4 protein-coding genes and 4 pseudogenes are annotated in these 12435 nt (G+C 56.5%); 6 read left to right on the top strand and 2 right to left on the bottom strand.

The window, feature by feature from the left end; all coding sequences use genetic code 11:
- The first annotated feature begins 6 nt into the window (after positions 1-6).
- Positions 7-1364 (top strand): annotated as a pseudogene (locus GM30_RS20430) (YchO/YchP family invasin).
- Here GM30_RS20430 and narL read toward each other — a convergent pair.
- Together narL and narX are read right to left on the bottom strand one after the other, a co-directional pair.
- Positions 1365-2015 (bottom strand): two-component system response regulator NarL, encoded by a 651-nt coding sequence (gene narL / locus GM30_RS20425; protein ID WP_049850091.1) that lies wholly within the window; start codon positions 2013-2015, stop codon positions 1365-1367.
- Positions 2008-3746 (bottom strand): annotated as a pseudogene (gene narX, locus GM30_RS20420) (nitrate/nitrite two-component system sensor histidine kinase NarX). The gene narL and the pseudogene narX overlap by 8 nt, the downstream one beginning before the upstream one ends.
- Positions 3747-4058: 312 nt before the next feature.
- Here narX and GM30_RS20415 point away from each other — a divergent pair.
- From GM30_RS20415 to narI, 5 genes and pseudogenes are all read left to right on the top strand, one after another.
- Positions 4059-5440 (top strand): annotated as a pseudogene (locus GM30_RS20415) (NarK family nitrate/nitrite MFS transporter).
- A 391-nt stretch (positions 5441-5831) separates the two neighbouring features.
- Positions 5832-9457: pseudogene (locus GM30_RS26385) on the top strand (nitrate reductase subunit alpha).
- Positions 9454-10989 (top strand): nitrate reductase subunit beta, encoded by a 1536-nt coding sequence (narH, locus tag GM30_RS20405; RefSeq protein ID WP_049850090.1) that lies wholly within the window; start codon positions 9454-9456, stop codon positions 10987-10989. The pseudogene GM30_RS26385 and the gene narH overlap by 4 nt, the downstream one beginning before the upstream one ends.
- Positions 10986-11696, top strand: coding sequence for a nitrate reductase molybdenum cofactor assembly chaperone (gene narJ, locus GM30_RS20400; RefSeq protein ID WP_049850089.1), 711 nt, complete (start codon positions 10986-10988; stop codon positions 11694-11696). Before narH ends, narJ begins: the two co-directional genes overlap by 4 nt.
- Entirely contained in the window at positions 11696-12373 is a 678-nt protein-coding gene (narI, locus tag GM30_RS20395; protein ID WP_049850088.1) for a respiratory nitrate reductase subunit gamma, read from the top strand. Before narJ ends, narI begins: the two co-directional genes overlap by 1 nt.
- Positions 12374-12435 lie beyond the last annotated feature (62 nt).

Genomic DNA, 12435 nt, shown 5'->3' with positions numbered 1-12435 from the left:
AACGTAATGCATCTTTTATTCCGCCGTACCACCCCACAGATATTGTCACTCCTGCTTCTGGCTGGAGGCGTTGCGGGCGCGCCGTCGTCATTTATGCAGCAGGCGGAAAATCCGTTCGATAATAACCAGGATAACCTTCCCGATCTCGGCCTTGCCCCTGAGCAGCAGGACAGCGCAAAGCACCTGGCGGAAATGGCCAAAGCCTTTGGCGAGGCCAGCATGGAAGATAACGGGCTGACCACCGATGAGCAGGCTAAATTGTTTGCGCTCGATAAGATCCGTACCGAAGTCAGCGGGGAGGTGAATCAGCAACTGGAAACGCTGCTTTCGCCGTGGGGGAATGCCAGCGTCGCCCTGACGGTGGATGATAACGGCGGGTTTACCGGCAGCCGCGGCAACTGGTTTGTGCCGCTACAGGATAACAACCGCTATCTTACCTGGAGTCAGGTTGGTATGACGCAACAGGATGACGGACTGGTCAGCAACGCGGGTATCGGCCAGCGCTGGATCGCGGGCGACTGGCTGCTGGGCTACAACACCTTTTATGACCGGCAGCTGGATGAAAACCTGGCGCGGGGTGGTTTTGGTGCCGAAGCGTGGGGCGAATATCTGCGGCTGTCGGCCAACTATTATCAGCCGTTTAACGACTGGAGCGTGCGTAATGACACCCAGTCGCAGCGCATGGCGCGCGGCTACGATCTCACTGCGCAGGCGCGGTTGCCGTTCTATCAGCACCTCAACACCAGCGTCAGCCTGGAGCAGTATTTCGGTGAGAGCGTTGACCTCTTTCACAGTGGTACCGGTTACCACAACCCGATGGCGGTGTCGCTGGGCCTCAATTACACCCCGGTACCGCTGGTGACCATCAGCGCGCTGCACAAGCAGGGTGAGAGCGGCGTCAGTCAGAACAACCTGGGGATGAAGCTTAACTATCGCTACGCGGGAGCCGCTACGACAGTCCGGATCGCAGCGATTTGCCGGTGATGGAATATCGTCAGCGGAAAACGCTGTCGGTCTTTCTGGCGACGCCGCCATGGGATTTGCAGCCGGGTGAGGCGGTTCTACTGAAGCTTCAGGTGCGGAGTCTGCATGGTATTAAATCGCTGCACTGGCAGGGCGACACGCAGGCGCTCAGCCTGACGCCACCGGTTGATGGCGAGAGCGCCGACGGCTGGAGCATTATTATTCCTGCGTGGGATTACAGCGAAGGCGCAAACCACCAGTGGCATCTGTCGGTGGTGGTAGAAGACAAGAAGGGTCAGCGAGTCTCATCCAATGAGATCACGCTGTCGTCGACCGAACCGCTGACGGTATTCCCCGACAGCAGCAGTTCACCCGCATGGCAATCACAGCCGCTGGAGTGATTAGAAGATGCGTTCCTGGTGAACCCAGACCGCCGCTTCCACGCGAGATTTCAGTTTCATTTTTTTCAGCATATGCTTCACGTGGACTTTGACCGTGCTCTCGGTGATATCCAGACGGCGGGCGATCATCTTGTTCGGCAGCCCCTGGGCAATTAGCTTGAGGATATCGCGCTCGCGTGGCGTCAACTGGCTGACGTCGCGATCGGAGGTGGCGCGGTTAGCGCGCAGGCTGGCGGCCAGCACCGGGGTCAGCGCTTCGCTTAACACCATCTCACCGGCAGCGGCCTGTTGCAGCGCTTTGAGTAAATCTTCCGGTTCCATATCTTTCAGCAGGTAACCGTCTGCGCCGCGCTTCAGCGCCGTGACCACGTCTTCTTCATGATTCGACACGCTGAACACCACTACGCGGCCGGACAATGTTCTTTCACGCAGTTTATCGAGGGTTTCCAGACCGTTCATGCCTGGCATGTTGAGGTCGAGCAGAATCAGGTCAGGGTCGAGCGACTCAGCCAGCTCAATGCCCTGGTCGCCGTTACTGGCTTCGCCAACAACCTGAATATCAGGCGCCATGCTGATGAGCTGTTTTACGCCGGTACGCAGCATTGGGTGATCGTCTATTAGCAGGATGGTTGCCCGTTCCTGATTACTCATAGGTATCTCCTTGTTGTATCGAGAGAGATTTTTCGGGAATAAAGGTCACGACAACTTCCGTTCCACCGTTGTCGCGCCGGCGCACCTGGCAATCGCCACGCAAGCTTTGCGCGCGGTCCCGCATTATGATTAAACCGTAATGGTTGCTGCGTTCGGCGTGATCCGGTACGCCGCAGCCGTTATCTTCCACGATCAGTTTTACCTGATGTTCTTGTTGATAGACGGTCACTTTTACTACTGTCGCCTGAGCATGTTTGAGGGCGTTACTTAATGCTTCGCGCACGATTTGCAATACGTGGATCGCCTGATGCGACGGCACGTAACGCGGCGGTAGCTGATAATCCAGCTGAACGTTAAAGCCAAAATGCGCGCTGTATTCAATGCAACTGGCTTCCAGCGCGGGGCGAAGCCCCGGCTCGGTCAGTTGCAGGCGGAAGGTGGTCAGCAGCTCACGCAGCTGTGCCCAGGAGGTGTTTAGTTCGTTACGGATCTGCGCCAGCAGGTCACGACTCTCCATCGGCAGCGCTTCACCGCGCATCTGCAGGCAACTGACCTGCATCTTCATGCAGGAGAGGGACTGTGCGATAGAGTCGTGCAGTTCGCGGGCGATGGTGGCGCGCTCTTCCATGACGATCATCTGCTGTTGGCGCTCCTGGTGCCAGTCCAGCGCCAGCGTCGAGGTCAGTTGTTCAACCAGTGTATCCACCAGTTGCTGCTGATCGTGACTCATATGGCAGCCTTCCGGCAGCGTCGCCAGCAGAATGCCGTACTGATTGTGGGCATCCGTCAGCCGCCATTTTAGCGTACTGCCGCCGCCGGGTGGTGAAGGCAGTTCACGCGGGCAGAGGAAGCAGCCTTTTTCATCGCAACTACTTTCAGAATGGCAGGTAAATTCCTGATGGTTTTCTTCGTCTTCGGTGTCATACACCCGCACTTCGATGTCGCGCAGTAAAGTCAGACCCTGAAGTGGCCCTGCCACAGAAACGCCAGAATTTCGTTTTTCTGCTCCAGCCGCGCGGTTTTTTCCTGTACGCGCTGCTCAAGCACCGCATAGCTTTCCGCCAGCTCTTCGGACATGTTATTCAGCGCCATGCCGAGCGTCGCCATTTCGTTACGGCCACTGATGCGCGCGCGCTGGGTAAAGTCGCGCTGACTCACCGCCCGCGCCATGCGCAGCAGCTGTTGCCAGGGGTGCATCAACCGGGCGCGCAGCCAGACGATGGTAAAAATCAGCAGCAACGCCATGACCAGCACCATCCAGCGCATGGCTGACACCACGCTGGTGATTCGCTCTTCAGTAGTATGGTCAAAGGCATACACAAGCTGGTCGATGCGGTTAACAAAACTGGCGACGTCACCGGCGACGGTCGCCTGGCTATGGGCTTTTTTCATGCCCGGCGCCAGCTCGCCCTGCCAGTATTTTTGCAAGGCGCTCAGTTGCTCCACCTGACCGTCACGGATGGCGGCCTGTTCCAGTTCAGGGCTGAATACGGTGGCTTCCATGTTATCCAGCAGGATCTGATCTTCCGCCGTCAGTGGAATGGACGCCAGCAGACGATAGCTCTGCATGCGCAGGGAACCTGCTTTGTTGATGGCATGGGCGCTGCCCTGTACGCCGTGGACCAGACGGGCAGAGATGGTCATGCCCGTCACACCAATGAGGGTGGACAGCAGGACGATAAGCACCAGTTGATTCACCAGCGTGAGCGGTGTAAAACGACGTTTAAGCATTGGGCAATCTGGCTCCTGACCCGAGGTTTCATCCCGGCGTAATGCTATTGTCCGGTATCCCCCGGAGTATACCCATACCCCAAAAGGATTACCTCTTAATTGCCACCAGAAGGTGACCTGGGGGAAGAAACGTATCCGGCAGCATCATTCGCGTGAAAAACCACACTTTTTTAAGAGTAATTCTCTACTCATTAAGGATAATAGTCATTTTCTCAGGGTTTGAGCGTCAACTTTTCCTTTGATTTATATCAACTTACCTGCCGCCGGAAAAACTCAATGTTGCACCGTTGATATTCATAATCAGAGGTGTCTATGAGTCACTCTTCCGTTGAGGAGAAGGCAAGCAGTGCAGTCATTACCGACTGGCGTCCTGAAGATCCGGCATTCTGGCAACAGGGCGGTCATCGCATTGCAAGTCGAAACCTGTGGATTTCCGTACCGTGCCTGCTGCTGGCGTTTTGCGTATGGATGTTGTTTAGTGCAGTGGCGGTTAATCTGAATAAGGTCGGCTTTCAGTTCTCCACCGATCAGCTGTTTATGCTGACTGCGCTCCCGGCGCTTTCCGGTGCGCTGCTGCGTGTACCGTATGCGTTTATGGTCCCGGTATTTGGCGGTCGTCGCTGGACGGCATTCAGTACCGGCATCATGATCGTTCCGTGCATTTGGTTAGGTTTCGCGGTGCAGGATCCCTCCACTCCGTTCAGCATCTTTGTCATCATCTCTTTGCTGTGTGGTTTTGCAGGCGCCAACTTCGCCTCCAGTATGGCAAACATCAGCTTCTTCTTTCCCAAACAGAAACAGGGCGGGGCGCTGGGAATTAACGGTGGGCTCGGCAACATGGGCGTCAGCGTGATGCAGCTGGTTGCGCCGCTGGTGGTCTCCCTGTCGATGTTTGCCTTCTTTGGCAGCGACGGCGCAGCACAGCCGGACGGCTCCATTCTCTATCTCGAAAACGCTGCCTGGGTCTGGGTGCCGCTGCTGGTGATTTTCACCCTGGCCGCCTGGTTTGGCATGAATGACCTGGCCGCATCAAAAGCATCACTGCGCGAACAATTGCCGGTACTCAAACGTGGTCACCTGTGGATCATGAGTCTGCTGTATCTCGCCACGTTCGGCTCGTTCATCGGCTTCTCGGCGGGCTTCGCGATGCTGGCGAAAACCCAGTTCCCGGATGTACAGATCCTGCATTATGCGTTTTTTGGTCCGTTCATCGGTGCGCTGGCGCGTTCCACTGGCGGGGCGATCTCTGACCGTCTCGGGGGGACCCGCGTGACGCTGGTGAACTTTGTGGTAATGGCCATTTTCTGTGCGCTGTTGTTCCTGACGCTGCCGACGCACGGCGAAGGCGGAAACTTCATCGCGTTCTTTGGCGTCTTTATGGTGCTGTTCCTGACAGCCGGTCTGGGGAGTGCGTCCACCTTCCAGATGATTTCGCTGATATTCCGTAAGATAACCATGGAACGCGTGAAAGCGCAGGGCGGTACCGAAGCGCGGGCAATGCGTGAAGNNCCGCCGCCGCACTGGGTTTTATCTCGGCCATTGGCGCGATTGGCGGCTTCTTTATTCCGAAAGCCTTTGGTGCCTCGCTGGACCTCACCGGTTCTCCGGCGGGCGCAATGAAAGTGTTTCTCGTGTTCTATATTGCCTGCGTGGTGATCACATGGGCGGTATACGGGCGTAAAACTAAAAAATAAAGTGACTTCTTGATTATCCTGGCGCGGGCAACCGCGCCTTTTTTTGCGCTGCATTTAGTTACAACATACTGAGTGGGATGAGGGCGCTGACAGGTTTGTGACACCGGTAACACAATGTTCTGACAGGATGACCCTCTACCCCTTAATACCCACTTGAATGTTATAAAAAATAAACTACCCACGACTCCTTTATAAAAACATTACAAATCAACAAATTAAAAAATCAGCGCATATACCTCCCTGGTGGTATCTCGTCTTTTTAGCGGCTTTGTGAACGCAAACCGCCTTGATCGTTATCAATTCCCTTCTTCTTTCAGAACGTTACTTTCGCTGCAACTTAGGCAATGTCGATTTATCAGAGAGCCGTCAGGCTCCCAACAGGAGAAACCCGATGAGTAAATTCCTGGACCGGTTTCGCTACTTCAAGCAGAAGGGCGAAACCTTTGCCGATGGGCACGGCCAGCTTCTAAACACCAACCGGGACTGGGAGGATGGATACCGTCAGCGTTGGCAGCATGACAAAGTTGTTCGTTCCACTCACGGCGTAAACTGCACAGGATCCTGCAGCTGGAAGATTTTCGTTAAAAACGGTCTGGTGACATGGGAAATGCAGCAGACTGACTACCCGCGTACTCGTCCGGATATGCCAAACCACGAACCGCGTGGCTGCCCGCGTGGTGCCAGCTATTCCTGGTATCTGTACAGCGCTAACCGCCTGAAATACCCGCTGATGCGCAAACGCCTGATGAAAATGTGGCGTGAAGCGAAAGCGCAGCATCCCGATCCGGTGAACGCCTGGGCCTCCATCATTGAAGATGCCGACAAAGCCAAAAGCTTCAAACAGGCGCGTGGTCGCGGTGGTTTCGTTCGCTCCTCCTGGCAGGAAGTGAACGAACTGATTGCGGCCTCCAACGTCTACACCGTGAAAACCTACGGCCCTGACCGTGTCGCCGGCTTCTCGCCAATTCCGGCGATGTCGATGGTGTCGTACGCGTCCGGCGCACGTTACTTGTCGCTCATTGGCGGCACTTGTCTGAGCTTCTACGACTGGTACTGTGACCTGCCGCCGGCATCTCCGCAGACCTGGGGCGAGCAGACCGACGTGCCGGAATCGGCTGACTGGTACAACTCCAGCTACATCATCGCCTGGGGCTCTAACGTGCCGCAGACCCGTACCCCGGACGCCCACTTCTTCACTGAAGTCCGTTATAAAGGCACCAAGACCGTCGCGATTACCCCGGATTACGCGGAAATCGCCAAGCTGTGCGACCTGTGGCTGGCGCCGAAGCAGGGCACCGATGCGGCAATGGCGATGGCGATGGGCCACGTGATGCTGCGTGAATTCCATCTCGATAAGCCAAGCCAGTATTTCACCGACTACGTTCGCCGCTACACCGACATGCCGATGCTGGTGATGCTGGAAGCGCGTGACGGCTACTACGCGCCGGGCCGCACACTGCGTGCCGCTGATCTGGTTGACGCGCTGGGCCAGGAAAAGAATCCGGAATGGAAAACCGTTGCTATTGATGAATTCGGCGACCTGATCGCCCCGAACGGCTCCATCGGTTTCCGTTGGGGTGATAAAGGCAAATGGAATCTCGAACAGCGTGACGGTAAAACGGGTGAAGACGTCCAGCTGCGTNAGCCATGATGACATTGCAAACGTCGGCTTCCCGTATTTCGGCGGTGATGGCACCGAGCATTTTAATAAAGTGGAGCTGGAAAACATCCTGCTGCATAAACTGCCGGTGAAACGCGTGCAACTGGCGGATGGTTCTTCCGCGCTGGTGACCACCGTTTACGATCTGACCATGGCGAACTACGGTCTCGATCGCGGTCTGGATGATGAAAATTGCGCCACCGGTTATGACGACATCAAAGCGTATACCCCGGCGTGGGCCGAGCAGATCACCGGCGTGCCGCGCGCGCAGATTATCCGCACCGCCCGTGAGTTTGCTGATAACGCCGATAAAACCCACGGTCGTTCGATGATCATCGTCGGTGCGGGTCTGAACCACTGGTATCACCTCGATACCCGGCTGCCAGCCGCTGGCGTTTGCCCTTGACTGGCAGCGTCCGCCACGCCACATGAACAGCACCTCGTACTTCTATAACCACTCCAGCCAGTGGCGCTATGAAACGTTATCGGCGCAGGAACTGCTGTCGCCGCTGGCGGACAAATCCCGCTACAGCGGCAATCTGATCGACTTCAACGTGCGTGCAGAACGCATGGGCTGGCTGCCGTCGGCTCCGCAGCTCGGCACGAACCCGCTGCGCATCGCTGCAGAAGCTGAGAAAGCCGGCATGACGCCGGTGGATTACACCGTGAAATCCCTGAAAGAGGGCTCCATCCGCTTTGCCGCAGAGCAACCGGAAAACGGCAAAAACCACCCGCGCAATCTGTTTATCTGGCGTTCCAACCTGCTGGGCTCGTCCGGTAAAGGCCATGAATACATGTTGAAATACCTGCTCGGCACCGAGAACGGTATTCAGGGTGTTGATTTGGGCAAACAGGGCGCCACGAAGCCGGAAGAGGTGGAGTGGGTGAATAACGGTCTCGACGGCAAACTGGATCTGGTGGTGACGCTGGACTTCCGTCTCTCGAGTACCTGCCTGTACTCCGATATCGTGTTGCCGACCGCCACCTGGTACGAAAAAGACGACATGAATACCTCGGATATGCATCCGTTTATTCATCCGCTGTCGGCGGCGGTCGATCCGGCGTGGGAATCGAAGAGCGACTGGGATATCTACAAAGACATCGCGAAGAAATTCTCTGAAGTTTGCGTCGGGCATCTTGGTAAAGAAACGGACGTGGTGACGCTGCCGATTCAGCACGACTCCGCCGCTGAACTGGCGCAACCGATGGATGTAAAAGACTGGAAGAAAGGCGAATGCGACCTGATCCCGGGCAAAACTGCGCCGCACATCATGACCGTTGAGCGTGATTACCCGGCGACGTATGAGCGTTTCACCTCTATCGGTCCGTTGATGGAGAAAATCGGCAACGGCGGTAAAGGTATTGCGTGGAACACCCAGAGCGAAATGGATCTGCTGCGTAAGCTCAATTACACCAAAGCAGAGGGTCCGGCCAAAGGCCAGCCGATGCTCAACACGGCGATTGATGCGGCTGAGATGATCCTCACTCTGGCGCCGGAAACTAACGGCCACGTCGCGGTGAAAGCCTGGGCGGCGCTGAGCGAATTTACCGGTCGCGACCATACCCATCTGGCGACGAATAAAGAGGAAGAGAAAATTCGCTTCCGCGATATTCAGGCGCAGCCGCGCAAAATTATCTCCAGCCCGACCTGGTCTGGTCTGGAAGATGAGCACGTCTCCTATAACGCCGGTTACACCAACGTTCACGAGCTGATCCCATGGCGCACGCTGTCGGGTCGTCAGCAGTTGTATCAGGATCACCAGTGGATGCGTGACTTTGGCGAAAGTCTGCTGGTGTACCGTCCGCCAATTGACACCCGTTCGGTGAAAGTGGTGATGGGGCAGAAATCCAACGGTAACCCTGAGAAGGCGCTGAACTTCCTGACGCCGCACCAGAAGTGGGGTATTCACTCCACCTACAGCGACAACCTGCTGATGCTGACCCTGTCACGCGGTGGGCCGATCGTCTGGATGAGTGAAGCGGATGCTAAAGATCTGGGGATTGAAGATAACGACTGGATCGAAGTGTTCAATAGCAACGGTGCGCTGACCGCCCGTGCGGTTGTCAGCCAGCGTGTTCCGGCCGGGATGACCATGATGTATCACGCGCAGGAACGCATCGTGAACCTGCCGGGATCGGAAATCACCGGTCAACGCGGCGGGATCCACAACTCGGTTACCCGCATCAGCCCGAAACCGACCCACATGATCGGTGGCTATGCCCAGTTGGCCTACGGCTTTAACTACTACGGCACCGTAGGATCTAACCGCGATGAGTTCGTGGTGGTACGTAAGATGAAGAACATTAACTGGTTAGACGGCGAAGGTAATGACCAGGTACAGGAGAGCGTAAAATGAAAATTCGTTCACAAGTCGGCATGGTGCTGAATCTCGACAAATGCATCGGCTGCCACACCTGCTCAGTCACCTGTAAAAACGTCTGGACCAGCCGTGAAGGCATGGAATACGCCTGGTTCAACAACGTAGAAAGTAAGCCGGGTGTTGGCTTCCCGAACGACTGGGAAAATCAGGAAAAGTGGAAGGGCGGCTGGATCCGTAAAATCAACGGCAAGCTGCAGCCGCGCATGGGTAACCGTGCGATGCTGCTGGGCAAAATTTTCGCCAACCCGCATCTGCCGGGCATTGAAGACTATTACGAGCCGTTTGATTACGACTACCAGAACCTGCACACCGCGCCGGAAAGTAAACATCAGCCGATCGCCCGTCCACGCTCACTGATCACCGGGAAGCGCATGGACAAAATCACCAGCGGGCCGAACTGGGAAGAGATTCTGGGTGGCGAGTTTGAAAAACGCGCCAAAGACCAGAACTTCGAAAACATGCAGAAGGCGATGTACGGCCAGTTCGAAAACACCTTCATGATGTATCTGCCGCGCCTGTGCGAACACTGCCTGAACCCGGCCTGTGTCGCCACCTGCCCGAGTGGTGCCATCTACAAGCGTGAAGAAGACGGCATCGTGCTGATCGACCAGGACAAATGCCGTGGCTGGCGTATGTGCATCACCGGCTGCCCGTACAAAAAAATCTACTTCAACTGGAAGAGCGGTAAATCTGAGAAGTGCATTTTCTGCTACCCGCGTATCGAAGCCGGGATGCCGACCGTTTGCTCTGAGAGCTGCGTCGGACGTATCCGCTACCTTGGCGTGCTGCTGTATGACGCAGACGCCATCGAAAACGCAGCCAGCACTGAAAACGAAAAAGACCTGTATCAGCGTCAACTGGATGTGTTCCTCGATCCGAACGATCCACAGGTGATTGCCCAGGCGCTGGCAGACGGCATTCCGCAGAGCGTCATCGACGCGGCACAGCAGTCGCCGGTTTACAAAATGGCGATGGACTGGAAGCTGGCGCTGCCGCTGCATCCGGAATACCGTACGCTGCCGATGGTCTGGTACGTACCGCCATTGTCACCGATTCAGTCCGCCGCCGATGCGGGCGAACTGGGCAGCAACGGCATTCTGCCGGACGTCGAAAGTCTGCGTATCCCGGTACAGTATCTGGCGAATCTGCTGACCGCAGGCGACACCCAGCCGGTTCTGCGCGCGCTGAAACGTATGCTGGCGATGCGTCACTTCAAGCGTGCTGAAACCGTGGATGGCGTTAGCGATACCCGCGCGCTGGAAGAGGTCGGTCTGACGGAAGCGCAGGCGCAGGAAATGTACCGTTATCTGGCGATCGCCAACTACGAAGACCGCTTTGTCGTCCCGAGCAGTCATCGTGAACTGGCGCGTGAAGCCTTCCCGGAGAAAAGCGGTTGTGGCTTTACCTTTGGCGATGGCTGCCACGGTTCAGATACCAAATTCAACCTGTTCAATAGCCGCCGCATTGATGCCATCGATGTGACCAGCAAAACGGAGCCGCACCAATGATTGAACTCGTCATTGTCGCGCGTCTACTCGAATACCCGGATGCTGCCCTGTGGCAGCATCAGCAGGAGTTGTTCGAAGCACTCGCGTCATCTGAAAAACTGGAAAAAACGGCATCGGAAAAACTGGCGGTTTTCCTGCGCGATCTGACGGCACAGGATTTACTGGATGCGCAGGCGACCTACAGCGAGCTGTTCGATCGCGGTCGCGCCACTTCGCTGCTGCTGTTTGAACACGTCCACGGTGAATCCCGCGATCGTGGCCAGGCGATGGTTGACCTGATGGCGCAGTACGAGCAACACGGCCTGCAGCTCGACAGCCGCGAGCTGCCTGACCATCTGCCGCTCTATCTGGAGTATCTCGGGCAGTTGCCGGAGCAGGACGCCATTGGTGGTCTTCAGGACATTGCGCCGATTCTGGCGCTGCTGAGCGCCCGGCTGACGCAGCGTGACAGCCGCTATGCGGTGCTGTTTGACGTGCTGCTGACGCTGGCGAGCACTGAAATCGACAGCGACAAAGTCGCCGAGAAAATTGCTGAGGAAGCGCGTGACGATACCCCGCAGGCGTTGGATGCCGTCTGGGAAGAAGAGCAGGTGAAATTCCTCGCCGATCAGGGTTGTGGCGAGTCCGAAATCTCTGCCCATCAGCGTCGTTTTGCCGGCGCCGTCGCCCCGCAATATCTGGAAATCTCTAACGGAGGACAGCACTAATGCACTTCCTTACTATGTTCTTCTTCGACATTTATCCCTACATCGCGGGGACGGTGTTTTTGTTGGGTAGCTGGCTGCGCTACGATTACGGCCAGTACAGCTGGCGCGCGTCGTCCAGCCAGATGCTGGATCGCAAGGGTATGAACATGGCGTCCAACCTGTTCCACTTTGGGATCCTGGGGATTTTCGCCGGGCATTTCCTGGGGATGTTGACGCCGCACTGGATGTACGAAGCGTTCCTGCCCATCGACGTGAAGCAGAAAATGGCGATGATTGCCGGTGGTGCCTGTGGCGTGATGACGCTGGTTGGTGGCCTGATGCTGCTCAAACGTCGTCTGTTCAGCCCACGCGTTCGCGCGACCACCACCACGGCGGATATCCTGATCCTCTCCCTGCTGATGATACAGTGCGCGCTGGGCCTGCTGACGATTCCGTTCTCGGCGCAGCATATGGATGGCAGCGAGATGATGAAACTGGTTGGCTGGGCGCAGTCCGTGGTGACTTTCCACGGTGGCGCGTCTGCGCATCTCGACGGCGTGGCGTTTGTCTTTCGTGTACACCTGGTGCTGGGGATGACGCTGTTCGTGCTGTTCCCATTCTCGCGTCTGGTCCATATCTGGAGCGCGCCAGTCGAATACCTGACCCGCAAATACCAGATTGTCCGCGCGCGTCGCTGACACGCCTTGAGTGCCACTGAACCCTGCTTCGGCAGGGTTTTTTTATGGCGGTTTGCCGGGTG

This window comes from Trabulsiella odontotermitis (assembly GCF_001188485.1).
Lineage (GTDB): Bacteria > Pseudomonadota > Gammaproteobacteria > Enterobacterales > Enterobacteriaceae > Trabulsiella > Trabulsiella odontotermitis_A.
This window is presented reverse-complemented; position numbering and strand designations above follow the sequence as displayed.

What these genes read in the sequence shown, in the direction of transcription:
- narL (WP_049850091.1), bottom strand. Translation starts at nt 2,015, where the DNA reads ATGAGTAATCAGGAACGGGCAACCATCCTGCTAATAGACGATCACCCA.
- narH (WP_049850090.1), top strand. Translation starts at nt 9,454, where the DNA reads ATGAAAATTCGTTCACAAGTCGGCATGGTGCTGAATCTCGACAAATGC.
- narJ (WP_049850089.1), top strand. Translation starts at nt 10,986, where the DNA reads ATGATTGAACTCGTCATTGTCGCGCGTCTACTCGAATACCCGGATGCT.
- narI (WP_049850088.1), top strand. Translation starts at nt 11,696, where the DNA reads ATGCACTTCCTTACTATGTTCTTCTTCGACATTTATCCCTACATCGCG.